Source organism: Streptomyces sp. NPDC029138 (assembly GCF_055564375.1).
This window is the reverse complement of the sequence record NZ_JBVHWM010000010.1, coordinates 17,669-32,745: the sequence shown is the minus strand read 5'-3', so window position 1 is coordinate 32,745 and position 15,077 is coordinate 17,669. Positions and strand designations below refer to the sequence as shown.

At 71.9% G+C, this 15,077-nt stretch carries 14 protein-coding genes and 2 pseudogenes; 9 read left to right on the top strand and 7 right to left on the bottom strand.

All coding sequences use genetic code 11. The features are described 5' to 3' along the window. Window positions 1-55 precede the first annotated feature (55 nt). Both ACZ4WH_RS11970 and ACZ4WH_RS11965 read right to left on the bottom strand, forming a co-directional pair. Window positions 56-1,060, bottom strand: a complete 1,005-nt coding sequence (locus tag ACZ4WH_RS11970; protein WP_468179266.1) for an EamA family transporter — start codon at window positions 1,058-1,060, stop codon at window positions 56-58. Window positions 1,061-1,144: 84 nt separating this feature from the next. Next, window positions 1,145-1,645: a Clp protease N-terminal domain-containing protein gene (locus ACZ4WH_RS11965; protein WP_468179504.1), complete on the bottom strand. Its 501-nt coding sequence runs from the start codon at window positions 1,643-1,645 to the stop codon at window positions 1,145-1,147. Between the two features lie 334 nt (window positions 1,646-1,979). Between ACZ4WH_RS11965 and ACZ4WH_RS11960 the strand changes: the two genes are divergently transcribed. After that, window positions 1,980-2,408, top strand: a complete 429-nt coding sequence (locus ACZ4WH_RS11960) for a type II toxin-antitoxin system Rv0910 family toxin (RefSeq protein WP_468179264.1) — start codon at window positions 1,980-1,982, stop codon at window positions 2,406-2,408. Window positions 2,409-2,513: 105 nt separating this feature from the next. Here the strand turns inward: ACZ4WH_RS11960 and ACZ4WH_RS11955 are convergent, their stop codons facing one another. Continuing rightward, window positions 2,514-3,140 (bottom strand): PadR family transcriptional regulator, encoded by a 627-nt coding sequence (locus tag ACZ4WH_RS11955; protein ID WP_468179262.1) that lies wholly within the window; start codon window positions 3,138-3,140, stop codon window positions 2,514-2,516. A gap of 140 nt (window positions 3,141-3,280) precedes the next feature. Then, window positions 3,281-3,516: pseudogene (locus ACZ4WH_RS11950) on the bottom strand (MerR family transcriptional regulator). Window positions 3,517-3,603: 87 nt separating this feature from the next. Between ACZ4WH_RS11950 and ACZ4WH_RS11945 the strand changes: the two are divergent. Continuing rightward, a pseudogene (locus tag ACZ4WH_RS11945) lies at window positions 3,604-3,889 on the top strand (hypothetical protein); the annotation flags it as partial. Window positions 3,890-3,973: 84 nt separating this feature from the next. After that, on the top strand, window positions 3,974-4,786 hold the full coding sequence (locus ACZ4WH_RS11940; protein ID WP_468179502.1) for a PhzF family phenazine biosynthesis protein: 813 nt from the start codon (window positions 3,974-3,976) through the stop codon (window positions 4,784-4,786). A gap of 8 nt (window positions 4,787-4,794) precedes the next feature. On the opposite strand, the gene ACZ4WH_RS11935 is transcribed toward ACZ4WH_RS11940, so the two are convergent. Both ACZ4WH_RS11935 and ACZ4WH_RS11930 read right to left on the bottom strand, forming a co-directional pair. Further along, window positions 4,795-5,595, bottom strand: a complete 801-nt coding sequence (locus tag ACZ4WH_RS11935) for a CPBP family intramembrane glutamic endopeptidase (protein ID WP_468179500.1) — start codon at window positions 5,593-5,595, stop codon at window positions 4,795-4,797. A 493-nt stretch (window positions 5,596-6,088) separates the two neighbouring features. Beyond that, entirely contained in the window at window positions 6,089-7,606 is a 1,518-nt protein-coding gene (locus ACZ4WH_RS11930; protein WP_468179260.1) for a glutamate-cysteine ligase family protein, read from the bottom strand. A gap of 568 nt (window positions 7,607-8,174) precedes the next feature. On the opposite strand from ACZ4WH_RS11930, the gene ACZ4WH_RS11925 reads away from it, so the two are divergent. Both ACZ4WH_RS11925 and ACZ4WH_RS11920 read left to right on the top strand, forming a co-directional pair. Then, window positions 8,175-8,759 (top strand): hypothetical protein, encoded by a 585-nt coding sequence (locus ACZ4WH_RS11925; RefSeq protein WP_468179258.1) that lies wholly within the window; start codon window positions 8,175-8,177, stop codon window positions 8,757-8,759. 285 nt (window positions 8,760-9,044) lie between these two features. Next, window positions 9,045-9,251, top strand: a complete 207-nt coding sequence (locus tag ACZ4WH_RS11920; protein WP_030603474.1) for a DUF5999 family protein — start codon at window positions 9,045-9,047, stop codon at window positions 9,249-9,251. Window positions 9,252-9,397: 146 nt separating this feature from the next. Here ACZ4WH_RS11920 and ACZ4WH_RS11915 read toward each other — a convergent pair whose 3' ends face one another. Next, on the bottom strand, window positions 9,398-10,873 hold the full coding sequence (locus tag ACZ4WH_RS11915; RefSeq protein ID WP_468179256.1) for a glycoside hydrolase family 43 protein: 1,476 nt from the start codon (window positions 10,871-10,873) through the stop codon (window positions 9,398-9,400). 234 nt (window positions 10,874-11,107) lie between these two features. On the opposite strand from ACZ4WH_RS11915, the gene ACZ4WH_RS11910 reads away from it, so the two are divergent. The 4 genes from ACZ4WH_RS11910 to ACZ4WH_RS11895 all read left to right on the top strand — a co-directional run bounded on the left by ACZ4WH_RS11910 (window position 11,108) and on the right by ACZ4WH_RS11895 (window position 14,979). Then, a complete protein-coding gene (locus tag ACZ4WH_RS11910) occupies window positions 11,108-11,638 on the top strand; it encodes a universal stress protein (RefSeq protein ID WP_468179254.1) in 531 nt (176 codons plus the stop codon). 140 nt (window positions 11,639-11,778) lie between these two features. Then, window positions 11,779-12,336, top strand: a complete 558-nt coding sequence (locus ACZ4WH_RS11905; protein ID WP_468179252.1) for a hypothetical protein — start codon at window positions 11,779-11,781, stop codon at window positions 12,334-12,336. Between the two features lie 251 nt (window positions 12,337-12,587). Then, window positions 12,588-14,546 (top strand): APC family permease, encoded by a 1,959-nt coding sequence (locus ACZ4WH_RS11900; RefSeq protein ID WP_468179250.1) that lies wholly within the window; start codon window positions 12,588-12,590, stop codon window positions 14,544-14,546. 37 nt (window positions 14,547-14,583) lie between these two features. Beyond that, window positions 14,584-14,979: a TOBE domain-containing protein gene (locus ACZ4WH_RS11895; protein WP_468179247.1), complete on the top strand. Its 396-nt coding sequence runs from the start codon at window positions 14,584-14,586 to the stop codon at window positions 14,977-14,979. The last annotated feature ends 98 nt before the right edge of the window (window positions 14,980-15,077 follow it).

Genomic DNA, 15,077 nt, shown 5'->3' with positions numbered 1-15,077 from the left:
CGGGAGCGTACCGCTTCGGCGGGGCGGGCGGACCTTGTGCGACCTGATCCGGACTCTAAGCGGCCGTACCCCGCGCGGACAGCTCCCTTTCCGCGCCACCCGAGGCGACCGGCCCGGAGGAGCCCTTGGCCGGGGTGGCGGACTGGGCGATGAACGCGCCGACCAGCACGACCGCACCACCGGCCACCTGCGGCGCGGACAGATGCTCGCCGAGCAGCACCCAGGCCAGCACGGTCGCGATGACCGCCTCCAGGCAGGCGACGACCCCGGCGACCTGCGGCGACAGCCGGCGCACGGAGAGCACGCCGGTGACGTACGCGATCACGGTGGCGACCAGCACGATCCAGGCGAGCAGGGCGACGGCCGGTACGGCGGTGCCGTTCAGGCGCGCGGAGCCCGCCAGCACCGACCAGTCCATGCTCCAGGGGCGGGCCACCACGGTCAGCACGGCGGCGCCGACGAGCAGCCCGTAGGCGATGACACCGAGCGGGTCCGGCGCCGCGTCGCCCGCGTCGCTGCCCTGGTCGGACAGGACGAAGTAGCCGACCTGGCAGCAGGCGGCACCGAGGGCGAGCACCAGGCCCAGCGCGTCGAAACTCAGACCGGACCAGACCTCGACCACACAGGCGAGGCCACCGGCGGCGAGGACCACGCCGAGCGCGGCGGCGCGGCTGACGGGCCGTCGCTGCACGAACCGCACCCAGCCCAGCACCAGGGCGGGAGCCAGGTACTCGATGAGCAGGGCCACGCCGACCGGTATACGGGAGAGCGCGGCGAAGTAGCAGGCCTGGACACCGGCCACGGCGAGCAGCCCGAACCCGGCGAGCAGCGCGGGCCGGCGGCGCGGCAGGGCACGGTGCCGTATCGCGACGGGCAGCATCACCAGGGCGGCACCCGCCACCCGCAGCCACACCACGTGGAGCGGATCGAGTCCCGCCTCGATCAGCGGCTTGGCGGCCACTCCGGACCCGCCGAAGGCCAGCGCCGAGCCGAGCGCGAGACCGAGCCCGGCTCCCTTGCCGGGGCTGTCCTGACTGCTCACAGACGTATGCACCGGCACATGATGACAGGCGTCGACAGGAGCGTCACCCCTGGTGACACCTGTCTCAGCTGGTGGACGGGACCAGCCGGTCCGGCCCCGGGGTCAGCAGGCCGTCTCGCCGCCGTCGGCGTACGCGTCGGCTCCCGCCTCGATCCGCGCGGACAGCTCGGGGGCGGCGATGCCGGCGCGTTCCAGGACCTCGGCCGCCCGGGACCACGGGTCTGCGGCGAGCGCGGCGAGCAGGTCGGTGCCGCCGACGCCGGCCGCGCCCCGTCGCCGGGCTCGCGCGCGGGCGTCCGCCAGCGCGGCCGACGCGGCGGGGGACCAGCCCTCGGCGTTGCCCACCGACCCGACGGACTCGGCGGGAGCGGCCGGGGCGGGTACGAGGGGAGTCGCACCGGAGTCCTCCACGCTGCTCTGCCAGCGCAGCCCGTAGCCGATGCTGCGCTGCACGAGGTAGCCGAGGAGCCGGGCGAGCCGCTGCGGGCCGCCGACGGCGGCACGGGCCTCGGGGTCGTGTTCCAGCAGGGCGTGCAGCAGATGGGCGGTGTCGGTGTGCCGGTCCCTGTCCCGGACGGCCCTCCGACGGGCAGCGGCGACCACCACTGCCAGCTCGACACCGAGCCCGGCAGCGCCGTCCGGGTGCGGAACCGCTCCGTCATCGGCGGTCCGGTGGGCTGTACGGGGTTGCACATCCCCCACCTCATCAGCCTCAACGGGACGGGGCATCCACGAGGGGAACCATTTTCGCGTCCCACGCGGAGTGCACATCGCCGACTCGGATCTCATCCTTACGGAGGAGATCTGACCGATCCCGCACAAGAGCGGAACGCCCACGGACCACTTCTGACGGTTCGTCAGTATTGAATGTTCGCGCCCTTGCGGCTACGTTCCGCGACACCGTAGCCCGATACGCCCGATCCGAAGGGGTGGTCGCATGGCCGAAGTCAGCGCGGAGGCACGCATCCAGGCGCCGGCCGAGAAGGTGTGGGCCCAGCTCACCGACTGGCCGTCGTACGGGGCGTGGAACGCCACCCACACCGGCTTCCCCCAGGGCGGTCCGGAGACCCTGGCCGTGGGCGGGACGTTCCAGGAGAACATGAAGCTGATGGGCTTTCCGGCGGAGGTCGACTGGACCATCGAGGAGCTGGAACCGGCCCGGGTGTTCGCCATCCGAGGCAAGGGCCCGATGGCGGTGACCGTCGCCACCCGTTACACACTGACCCCGGACGGGGACGCCACGACGCTCCGGATCGACGGGGAGTTCACCGGGGCCGCGGTGTCGTTGATGGCGGGCAAGCTCAAGGACTCGGCGACGGCCGCCCTGAACGAGTCGCTGCGCAAGCTGGACGGCCTGGTGGCCTGAGCCGCGACAGGCGAAGGACAGACGAAGGGCAGACGAAGGCGCCCCGCGCGGACGCCGCGGGGCGCCTGGACCGTCGTACGGGCGGCGGCCGTTCGCTCACGAGGCTCAGTCCTCGTCGGCGAGGATGAGGTACAGCTTCTTGCGGGCGTCGTTGATGACGGCGAGCGCCTTCTCGCGCTGCTCCTTGCTGCCGGTCTTCCAGACCTGACCGAAGGCCTCCATCAGCCCGAAACCCGCCTGGCGGATCTCGGCGAGGGCCTCCCAGTCGACTCCGCGCGAGGCCTCCTCCCACGGGGCGTCCGGCCCCTCGCCGGCGGCGGCGCGCCCGCTCTCGGTCAGGGAGAACAGCTTCTTGCCGCCCTCGCTCGCGCTGGCGATCAGCCCCTCGTCCTCCAGCAGCTGGAGGGTCGGGTAGACCGAGCCGGGGCTGGGCTTCCAGGCGCCGCCGCTGCGTTCGGCGATCTCCTGGATCATCTCGTAGCCGTGCATGGGCCGGTCCTTGAGCAGGGCCAGGATCGAGGCGCGTACGTCACCGCGCCGCGCCCGCCCTCGCGGACCGCCCCGTCCGCGCGGTCCCCAGGGGCCCGGTCCGAAACCGGGTCCGCCGGGGCCGAATCCCGGGCCGCCCGGCCCGAAGGGCCCGAAGGCGGCCCGCCGCCCGTCGAAGCCACCCATGCCCCGCCGGCCGGGGCCCTCGTGCCGATGTCCACGCTCGAAACCGTGGGTATGCATCGCGATCACTCCATTCCATCGTCGATCTGTCACGTCTGCATCGCGTATCGTTCGCGATGTCTCAACGATATATCGGGAACGATCGCATGACAACCCCCTTGCCGGGCGAGGGAGGGCGTGAGGCCGGTCAGCCGATCCGATCAGTCGATCCGTTCAGCCGCCCGCAAGGGGCAGCCGGTGCCGACGCGGGCGGTGAGGTCCCGCAGTTCCGCGCCGTGCCGGGCGATCTCGGCCAGGGTGAACCCGAGCGTCCGCGCGGTGCGCACGTACTCCAGCCAGGTCACCGTCTCCGGGGGAAGTCGCGGTAGCCATTGGGCAGCCGGACGCCCTCGATCAGGCCGATCTTCTCGTAGAGGCGCAGCGTGCCCTTGGACACCCCGGTGCGCGCGCGTGAGCGGCGCCCGAGCGAGCCCTTTCCGAGGAGGCCCGATGAGCCCTTTCGCCCCCGCCTACCTGCGCCCTCCTGTCGGCCGGCGGTGAGGCGGCCGGCCTCGGCACGATGCCGGCGCTCACCCCGATGCAGACCCTGTACGCCAACCTGCTGGGCTCGGTCGTGGTGGTCTGGTCCGTCCTGCGCGTCGTACGACCGCTGCCGCTGCACGGCCTCCTCGACGGCACCGCGCGCGTCCGTGTTCTCGCTGTGGCAGGCGTACGCGCTGGCACACGGCGGGCCGGCGGTGCTGTGGCCGTTCCTCGTCGTGGAGGTGTCGTTCGGCATCGCCCAACTCGCCCCGTGGCTGCGGGCGCGCGCGACCGCGGCCGGCCGGGAATCAGTCCGGCACTCGCGAATTGGCCTTGGTCCGGCGGCCGTCGCAGCCGCTAGCGTCGGCGCCATGCGCATGCGAATCGTCGACGCCTTCACCGACCGTCCCTTCGCCGGCAACCCGGCCGGAGTCCTGCTCCTGGACGACGTCTTCCCGGACGACGACTGGCTCCAGAACGTCGCCATGGAGGTCAACCACGCCGAGACGGCGTTCGCGCACCGGCTGCCCGAGGACGGCGAGGCCGACTGGGCGCTGCGCTGGTTCACGCCCGTCACCGAGGTCGCGATGTGCGGCCACGCCACCCTCGCCACGGCCCACGTCCTGCACACCACCGGCGCCCACGAGGGTCCCGTGCGGTTCGCCACCCGCAGCGGCGTGCTGATCGCCACGCCCGGCGCGGACGGCTCGGTCACCCTGGACTTCCCGACCGCCCCGCTCACCCCGGTGGAGATCCCGGCCGGGGTCGCCGAGGCGCTCGGCGCGCGGCCGGTCGCCGCGTTCGACACCGGCCCGAACGTCGGCGACCTGCTGGTGGAACTCGCCGACGAGAAGACCGTGCTCGGCCTCTCCCCCGACCACCGGGCCCTCGGCGCCTACTCCTCGCGCGGCATCATCGCCACCGCCCGCGCCGACGAGCCGTCCCGTGGCTACGACTTCGTCTCCCGCTGCTTCTTCCCGAACGTCGGCATCGACGAGGACCCGGTGACCGGCAGCGCCCACACCGCGCTCGCCCCGCACTGGTCCGCCGGCCTCGGCCGCGACGACCTCACCGGGCTCCAGGCCTCCCGCCGCACCGGGCTGGTCCGCACCGGCCTGCGGGGCGACCGCACCCTGCTCACCGGCTTCGCGGTGACGGTCATCGACGGCGAACTGCACGCCTGAGGCGTGCGTCAGGCGGTCGGCAGCCAGCCCACCCTGCCCGCGAGGAGGGCGTAACCGACGAACGCGCCGATGTCGAGCAGGGAGTGCGCGACGACCAGCGGCCCGACCCGGCCCCAGCGGCGGTAGAGGTAGACGAACACCACGCCCATGACCATGTTGCCGAGGAAGCCGCCGATACCCTGGTAGAGGTGGTAAGAGCCGCGCAGGACCGCGCTGGCCACCAGCGCGGTGCCCGGGGTCCAGCCCAACTGGCCCAGCCTGCGCAGCAGATAGCCGACGACGATCACCTCTTCGAGGATCGCGTTCTGCAACGCGGAGAGGATCAGCACCGGGTACTTCCACCACACGTCCGGAAGTGCCTCCGGTACGACGGTGAGGTTGAAGCCGAGGCCGCGGGCGGCCAGATAGAAGGCGATGCCGGTGCTGCCGATCACGGCCGCGATACCGGCGCCCCGGGCGAGGTCGGGCCAGGGCCGGGTGCGGTCGAAGCCGAGGGTGCGCAGGCCCGCGCCCTCGCGCAGGAGCAGGTGGGCGACGAGTGCCACGGGAACCAGCGCGGTGGCGATGCCGAAGAGCTGCCAGGCCAGGTCCAGCCAGGGGCGGCCCGGGGCGGCGGAGGCGTTGAGGGTGGCCGCCTGGTCCTTCAGGCCGCCCGGCTTGGTGACCGAGCCGATGAAGCTGATCAGCGCGGAGATACCGCTCGCTCCGAGCGAGAGCGCGAGGACGAGCAGCGTCTCGTCCCGCAGGATCCGCCGCGGGTCGCGCTCCCGCGCCGCGGAATCGGCCACCGAGTCAGCCTCCACCTGCACCCCTGCCTCCAGCCGGCTCACGGGCCCCTGGCCCACCTTCGCCTGGCAAGGATCGCAGAAGGAGCTACGAAGAGCGCGAGATGGCCCCGGAAGCCCGGCACCTCGTCTTGTGACCTCATGACAGCCCACTGCTGTCCACGACCGACACCTCCGACAGCCCTCCACCGCCCACGGATGTCCGCCCCTACCTTCTCCGCGCCCCCCTCTTCTCCGCCACCCGCTCTGCTCCCCCGCCCCCACTCCTCCGCCGCACCGGCACTCAGCCCCCACGGCGCGACCCGGCGGCACGCGCGGTGCTCGGCCCCTGACCAGTTCCCCCGACACGCCCCCACCGATGCCCGCTGCCCCCTCTTCTCCGCCCCCGCTCTTCTCCGCAGCACCGGCGCTCAACCCCCACGGCGCGACCCGGCGGCACGCGCGGCGCTCAGCCCCTTCAGCGGCTCGGCGGAGCCAGGCGCTCGGCCCCTCCAGCAGCTCGGCCGGAGGCTGGGGCTCAGCCCAGGGGCACCGGCTCCGGCAACCCCACCGGCCATGTGTGCACCGGCTCCCCCACATGCATCAGCTCGGCGTACCGCCGCGTCGTCGCCGCCAGGGCCGCCTCCCGCGACAGCCCCCGCTCCAGCGCCCGGTGGAAGGTGGCCGCCTGCCAGGACGCCCCGTTGACCCGGCGCCGGCAGCGTTCCTCGATCACGCCCAGGTAGAGGTCCCGGTCGGCGGGCTCCACGCCCCACGCGTCCAGCCCGGCCGAGGCGAGCGGCAGCAGCTCGTCGCGGACCAGCGTGACCGCGTCGACCTCGCCCGTGCCGCCGTACCGCCCCCGCCGGGGCCAGACGAAGCGCGCGTCGATGCCGTACCGGCACGCCGCGTCGAAGTTCGCCTCGGCCGCGGCGAACGGCAGCCGCGTCCACACCGGCCGGGACTCCTCGGCGAGGGCGCGGACGAGGCCGTAGTAGAAGGCCGCGTTGGCGATCACGTCGGTGATGGTCGGCCCGGCCGGCAGCACCCGGTTCTCCACCCTGAGGTGCGGGACGCCGTCCGCGATGCCGTACACCGGCCGGTTCCAGCGGTAGATCGTGCCGTTGTGCAGGACGAGTTCGGCGAGCTTGGGCACCCCGCCGGCCTCGATGACCTCCAGCGGCTCCTCGTCGTCGCAGATCGGCAGCAGGGCCGGGAAGTAGCGCAGGTTCTCCTCGAACAGGTCGTACGCGGAGGTGATCCACCGCTCGCCGAACCAGGTGCGCGGCCGTACGCCCTGCGCCTGGAGCTCGGGCGGCCGGGTGTCGGTGGACTGGAGGAACAGCGGCGGCCGGGACTCGCGCCACAGCTCGTGCCCGAAGAGGAACGGCGAGTTGGCGCCGACGGCGATCTGCGCGGCGGAGGCCGCCTGGGCCGCGTTCCAGACGTCGGCGAACCGCGCCGGGGTGACCTGGAGATGCAGTTGCAGGGAGGTGCACGCGGCCTCGGGCACGATCGACTTCGAGGTGCACACGAGGTGCTCCACGCCCTCGATGTCGAGCCGGAAGTCCTCTCCGCGCGCGGCGACGATCTGGTCGTTGAGGAGGGTGTAGCGGTCGACCTCGGAGAGGTTGGAGGAGACCAGGTCGTCCCGGTCGAGGGTGGGCAGGATGCCGATCATCACGATGCCCGCGTCGACCTCGCCGGCCTTCCGGTCGGCATACGCGAGCGAGGTGCGCAGTTCCTCGGCGAGCCGGTCGAATACCCGGCCGCCCAGACGGTGTGGGGCGATGTTGACTTCCAGGTTGAACATGGCGAGTTCTGTTTGGAAATCGCGGCTCGCGATGCGCTCCAGTACCTGCCCGTTCAACATTTTCGGCATACCGTCGGACCCGGCGAGATTCAACTCGATCTCGACTCCCATGAGGTTCTTGGGACGGTCGAATCGCTTCTCGCGCAGCAGCCGCTCCAGCCCCGTCAGGCACTTCTGGAGCTTTTCGCGGTAGCGCTGGCGATCGGACAGGTCGAACTGCCCTGCCACGACCTTCTCCCCCATCGAAGTGTCCCTCCTCGGATGGGCGGGCCGACGATCCGGCCGCCTGGCTCCCGGGTCAGGTGGGATGATGCCCAGCCGAAGCGATCGATAACGTCCCGCGCGGGCCCGCCGCCCGCTAGTCTGTCGGAATGTTCCCGGCGGCACATTCACGGGGCATGCCGCACTCGCACCTTCGGGTGCCCCGCACACCTCGTGAAAAACGCCGACGACATTCGGCCGACCGTTACCGGTGCGTATGACGAGGTCAGCGACGGGGGCCAGTCCGGAAAACGGGATGATTTCCGCAAATCGACGGCCTAATTCCACCTTGCCCGGCCGACCGGAATCGGATAGACGAAACATCGGCCGAACACGCGTCGTATAAACTTCGTCCACAAGGCAGAAGGTTGGCGCCCTCGGTCCTGGTTTCCGCGGTGTTCCTGCCGTCCCGGTTGACGGGCGGCAGACCGAGCCGCACTCTCTTTCACACCAACCCGGGCCCCCACCTCTCCAGCCTTCCGTGAGCTGACAGCGCCGTCCGCCCCACCCTCCTCGCGCCGCCGCGCCTGTCGAATGAGAGGCGACCCACATGCCGCTGCACGTACCCCCTGCCCCCGCGCCTGCCCTGCGCTCCGTCCTCACCGCCCTCGGTTCCCCCACCGCGGTCCGTGAGGCCCGCACCCCCTCCCTGCGCGCCGCGCAGGGTCCGGCGACACCGGAACTCCCGCTGCCCGTCCACGTGCTGGACCGGATCACCGCGCAAGGCCTGTCCGCGACCCGGCTGGCCGGCTGGCGCTTCCTGATCCGGTGCGGTGATCGCGCGGTGGCCGCGGCCGAGACCATGCTGACTCCCGACGGCTGGGCCTTCTCGCACTTCTTCGAGGGCCCGTACGTCGCCTCCACCGAACGCGCCCTGCAACAGGCCGAGGCCCTGCAACAGCCGTACCAGGCGCGACTGCTGTCCGTGCCCGGGCTGTACATGCTCACCCTGTGGTTGCACGGCGACTGCTCCGGCGACGGCAGCGAGGGCCATCCGGCCGCCACCGATCTGCTCGTGCCGCTGGCGCCCGCACCGCCCGGCATTTCGGCGCACCGGCCGTTCCCGGTCGCCGAGTTGCTTCCGGTGCTGACCCATCGGGCGACTCCTCTCCCGTTGCTCGGCTCGCCTGCCTGACCGACGCCCGCGTACCCCGCTGACCGCAAGGGAAGCGGGGTACGACTGTCTTTCGAGCACTCCGCCGCCCGGAGCCATCCGGACTAGTCCCATCCGGCCACTGCGAACCCCCCGAAGAGACAGTGCAGTTGGACTGAACCGTCCGCGCGGGTGACGCGTCCTGAACCTGTGAGAAGCGGTGCTGTGAAATCCCTGCGGAACGACGCGCTGAGGACAACACTGGAGCCGACCGACTCATCACCACGGGGGACGGACATGATCACGACAGAGCGAAAGATCCCGCCCATGTGCCAGCACCAGCCACCGTGCCCGCCAGCCGAATCCGCCGACCGGGAGTCCGCCCGCCTCGTGGCGCACCACCCGGAGCAGGGGTGGAGCCTGCTGTGCAACGGCGTCCTCCTCTTCGAGGACACCGGTGAGCTGCTGCCCGACGGCCGCATCATCGCCCCGCACCGCCCACTGGGTGCGGAACAGGTGATGACCGCCGCCTGAGCGCGGCACAGTGCCTGAGGGGCCGGCCCGCACCTTACCCGTGCGGCACCGGCCCCCGACGTGTGTCCTGGCTGCGGTGACCGGGCAGGTTCCGGTTGTCCGCCGCATCGAAACTTTCGGAAGCGTTCCGAACGCCAGGATGTCGCCTACGACGTCGCGGGCGCGTACTCGAACCAGTCGAAGGCCGCCCGGCCCTCCGTGACGTACATGCCGATGACACGGCCGGTGAAGCCGGCGGCCACCTCCGTGGACAGATAGCGGCCGTCCAGTTCGGCGAGCCGGACGGCTCCCTCGGAGGTCTCGACGGAGAAGGCGAGGGTGTCGGGGCCGTGCTGCGCACCGGGGTCCCGGGTGGCGCGGATGTCGACGGCCAGGGTGACCGGCCCGGCCGGCACCGGGTGTTCGGCGAGGCGCTGCCGCAGCGGGCCGATCCGCGCGATCACGGCCGCGGTGCCCCCGCTCACCTCCAGGTCGTAGTGGTGGGCCTCGTCCAGGCGCACGGACAGCCCCGCCCGCGCGGCGCCGGGCTCCAGCGAAGCCGCCGCCCGGCAGTCGTGGTGCTGCTGGCGGCGGCCGACGAAGGTGTGCCCGGGCCGGTCGAGGCTGTCACCGGTGGCGGTCAGGATGAGCCGGCCGGGCCGTTCGGTCAGCGACCAGCAGCCCTCGGGCCTGCGTCGCGGGGATATCCAGTGCGGTGCGAGCGCCGGACCGGTGAAGTCGTCCCGTGCCGGCGGCTGTTCGACGGGCGCCCAGGCGGCCGGCGCCGGATGCCGCTCCTGGACCGGTCCCGTCCGCGGCCAGCCGTCGGCCCACTCCACCGGGACCAGGAACGTCTCCCGGCCGAGGACGTGGAACTCCGGGAACCAGCCGCGGGGCCGGGTGCCGAGCAGCACCATCCACCAGGTGCCGTCGGACGCCTGGACCAGGTCGCCGTGGCCGGTGCACTGGATGGGCAGGCCGGTGCCGCGATGGGACAGCAACGGATTGCCCGGAGCCGGCTCCCATGGGCCGCGCGGTGAGCGGGCGCGCGCGGCGGAGACACCGTGGCCCAGGGCTGTGCCGCCCTCGGCTAGCAGCAGGTACCACCAGTCGCCGATCCGGTACTGGTGCGGAGCTTCCGGGTCCCTGAGGCCGGTGCCGGACCACATCGGCAGCGGGCCCTCCAGCACCCGTCCGCTGTGCGGGTCGATCCGGGCGACGCTGACCCCGGCCATCGCGACCCAGCAGGAACCGTCCTCGTCCCACGCCAGGTCGGGGTCGATGCCGGGCAGATCGATCGGCACCGGGTCGGACCAGGGGCCCTCGGGGCGGTCCGCGGTGACGAGGAAGGTGCCGCCGGCGCCCGTGCTGGTGGTGATGACGTGGAAGAGCCCGTCGTGGTACCGGATCGTCGGCGCGTAGACGCCGCCGGACGCCGGGACGTCGTCGGGCAGGTCCAACTGCCCCGGGCGGTCGAGCACGTTGCCGATCTGGCGCCAGTGCACCAGGTCCCGGCTGTGGAACAGCGGAACGCCCGGGAAGTACTCGAAGCTGGAACACACCAGGTAGTAGTCGTCGCCGACCCGGCACACGCTGGGGTCGGGGTGGAAGCCGGGAATGACGGGATTGTCGTAGGTTCGCATGCTCGCCTCCTGGAGGCGCTCGAAAGTTTCGTGCTGAGCGCCGAATTTTAACGGCCGCAGAGGCGTTTGCGCGGGAGTTCTTGCCGCCCCGGCTGCCGCCCGGCTGGTCGAATCACCGGCACGGGAGTGGGATGGAAGGAAGCGAGGACCTCGCAGCGGGCACGCCCGCGGGTGTCACGGGGTCACGGGTGTCACCCCCTCCGGTGCCCGTCCGGAACGGTGGAGTCATGAGTCATGTCCGGTTACGACGCCTCGGCGGTCATGCGAGTGGTGGTCGGGGTGAGCGGCTCCCTCAACAGCGTCACGGCCCTGCGCCGGGCCACCGCGCTGGCCCGCCGACTGAGAGCCGAGCTGTGGCCTGTGCTGGCCTGGGAGCCACCGGGCGGTGACTCGGCCGCCCGGCGCTCCCCCGCCGCCGGGCTGCTCGTAGAGGAGTGGCAGCGGCTCGCCAAGCAACGGCTGGCCTCGGTGCTGGAGGAGATCTTCGACGCGGAGGGCCCCGGTGTGCCGATGCAGCCCGTCGTCGTGCGCGGCGCCCCCGGCCGGGCGCTGGTGGCGACCGCGAACCGGGAGAACGACGTCCTGGTCGTGGGCACCGGCCGGCGCGGACTGCAACGAGCCTTCTCCGGCCGGGTCTCCCGGCACTGCCTGGCCCACGCGGTCTGCCCGGTCCTGGCGGTGCCCCCGTCCCCCCTGGAATCCGAGCTGCTGTCCGTCCACCGCCGCAACACGTGGCACCTGCGCATCGACACGCGGGGGTTGTGAACCCCGGGGTGCGAGGAGGGCCGGGCGGGGCGAGGGCGTGACGCCGGCCGCGCTGTCGTCCCGTCAAGAAACAGACCCCGTCCGTCAGGGCGCCGTCAAGGGCCGACGCGAGGCACCGTCGGCGGACTACCGTTTGTCTCATGGAGCACGGCAACGACACCCGCCCCCAGCCGACCGGCTCACCCCCGTCCGGCACCGGGACCGTCGTGTACGACCGCGCCTGGACCGAGGACGCGCGCACGTCGGCCCGCTGTGCCGGCGCCCTGTTCGGCCTGCTGTTGTGCGTCGACTGGGCGGCCGGCTCGCTGACCTGGTGGCGCGGTGCCCTGTGGCTGCTGCTGGCCCTGCTCCTGTTCCTCGTACTGTTCCCGGTGCGCGTGTCCGCCGGCCCGGGCTGGCTGGCCACCCGCCGCCTGCACCGCACCCGCCGCGTCCACACCGATCTGCTGACCGCGGTGCGCCCGCTGGACGGCGTCACCCAGCGCCTGGTACTGCGCGACGCCCTCGGCAACCGCGTCGAGATCGACCCGGAGGTCCTGATCCGCAACCCGGAGCTGTGGTACCGGCTGGACGAGGGCACCCGTAGCTCCGAGGCCGCCGGCACCCTGCTGTGCGGCAAACCCGCGCTGCACCGCCTGGCCCGCCGCGTGGACCGCGAGACCGCTCTCGGTGTGTTCCGGGCATCCGGTCTGGAGTGACGCTCGGTGGCCGCCGCTCGGCCGACTCCCCCACCGCGTCCCCTGGGCTCACCCGCTCCGCCCCAACCCCGGCGGACCCGCCCCGGCCTCCCTTTCTTGGTGCGGCTTCGCCGCGCGCGGGCCATTCTTAACGCAAGCTTGACGCCGCCGGAGCCGTGATCCATAGGCCCAGACGTCACGCTCTGCTTACGCTGGTGCCGCCGTCCGGGTGATGGCCGGAAAGAGCTGAGCCGCACATCAGGAGCATGCCGATGGTCACGACCGAGCGCCCTCCCAGTACCAGCCGCCTGCGCGCCTGGATGCTGGAGGGCCTGTCCGACATGGGCAAGGGCGGTGGCCACACCGGACCCCACGCCGCACCGGAGCCCCCGCACCAGGGCCAGCGCTGGTGGCGGGTGATGTGCCTGACCGGTGTCGACTACTTCTCGACCCTCGGCTACCAGCCCGGCATCGCGGCCCTGGCCGCCGGTCTGCTCTCGCCGGTGGCGACGATCGTGCTCGTCGTCGTGACACTGGCCGGCGCGCTGCCGGTCTACCGCAGGGTCGCCGAGGAGAGCCCGCGCGGCGAGGGCTCGATCGCGATGCTGGAGCGCCTGCTGTCGTTCTGGCAGGGCAAGCTGTTCGTGCTCACACTGCTGGGCTTCGCGGCGACGGACTTCCTCATCACCATCACACTGTCCGCCGCCGACGCCTCCACCCACCTGGTGGAGAACCCGCATCTGACCGAGGCCCTCCAGGGCAAGCAGATGCTGATCACGCTGTTCCTGGTGGCCCTGCTCGGCGCGGTATTCCTCAAGGGCTTCCTGGAGGCGATCGGAGTCGCGGTCGCCCTGGTGGGCGTGTACCTCGCGCTCAACGTCGTCGTCGTGATCACCGGCCTGTGGCACGTCGTCACCGCCGGGCATGTGATCACGGACTGGAGCAGCGCGCTGACCGCGGAGCACGGGAACGTCTTCGTGATGATCGGCGTGGCACTGATCGTCTTCCCGAAACTCGCCCTCGGCCTGTCCGGCTTCGAGACCGGTGTCGCCGTCATGCCGCATGTCCAGGGCGAGCCCGGCGACACGGAGGAGCGACCCGCCGGCCGGATCCGGGACACCAAGAAGCTGCTGACCACCGCCGCGCTGATCATGAGCTGCTTCCTGATCGCCACCAGCTTCATCACCACGCTGCTGATCCCGGAGCAGGAGTTCAGGACGGGCGGCCAGGCCAACGGCCGTGCGCTCGCCTACCTCGCGCACGAGTACCTCGGCAACGCCTTCGGCACGGTGTACGACGTGTCGACCATCGCCATCCTGTGGTTCGCGGGCGCCTCCGCCATGGCCGGTCTGCTCAACCTGATGCCGCGCTATCTGCCCCGCTACGGCATGGCTCCGCACTGGGCGCGAGCGGTGCGGCCGATGGTCATCGTCTTCACTCTGGTCGCCTTCCTGGTGACCTGGATCTTCGACGCCGACGTCAACAAGCAGGGCGGCGCCTACGCCACCGGCGTGCTGGTGCTGATCAGCTCGGCCGCGATCGCCGTGACCATCGCCGCGCGCAAGGCGGGACAGCGCGGCTGGACCGTCACGTTCGCGGTGATCTCGGTGGTGTTCCTCTACACGACCGTCGTGAACGTCATCGAGCGCCCGGACGGTGTGAAGATCGGTGCCTGTTTCATCGCGGGCATCGTGCTGGTCTCCCTGCTGTCCCGGCTGGCCCGCGCCTTCGAACTGCGCGTGACGAGCGTGTCGCTCGATCCGATGGCGGAACGATTCATACGGGACATGGCCAGCCGCAAGATGCGGTTCATCGCCAACGAGCCGGACCGCCGGGACAAGGCCGAGTACCGCGACAAGATCGAGCAGATCCGCGCCGACAACGACATGCCCGAGCAGGAGGACTTCGCCTTCGTCGAGGTCACGGTCACCGACCCGTCCGAGTTCGAGGCGAGCCTGACCGTGCGCGGCGAGGTGCTGCACGGCCGCTACCGGGTGCTGACGCTGGAGTCCGCCTCCATCCCGAACGCCCTCGCCGCGCTGCTGCTGCACATCCGTGACGTCACGGGCTGCACCCCGCACATCTACTTCGAGTGGACCGAGGGCAATCCGTTCGCCAACTTCCTCCGCTTCTTCCTCTTCGGCCAGGGCGAGGTCGCCCCGGTCACCCGTGAGGTACTGCGCGAGGCGGAACCGGACCGGGAACGCCGACCGCGGGTGCACACGGGCTGAACTGCCGTCGTAGTCGATCATCAGTATCGTGACCGGCATGCAGTCCTACACGATCGGCCAGGCCGCGCGGCTGCTCGGCGTCAGCCCGGACACCGCCCGCCGCTGGGCCGACGCCGGCCGGGTGGCCACGCACCGCGACGAGTCCGGCCGGCGCCTGATCGACGGCAGAGACCTCGCCGCGTTCTCCGTGGAACTCGCCAAGGCGGGCGGCGCCGAGGAGGACGCCTCGTACACCTCGGCCCGCAACGCCTTCCCCGGCATCGTCACCGCGATCAAACTCGGCGATGTCGCCGCCCAGGTGGAGATCCAGGCGGGCCCGCACCGGCTCGTCTCGCTGCTGACCCGGGAGGCGGTCGAGGAACTGGGCCTGGAGGTCGGCATGGAGGCCACCGCGCGCGTGAAGTCCACCAACGTGCACATCGACCGGACCTGACCCGGCACGCCCACCCGGCACACCCGGACGTCAGACCTCGGAGTCGACGAGCGCCGTACAAACGCACATGCAAGCTGGAAGTCGATGCTTCGCAGCTC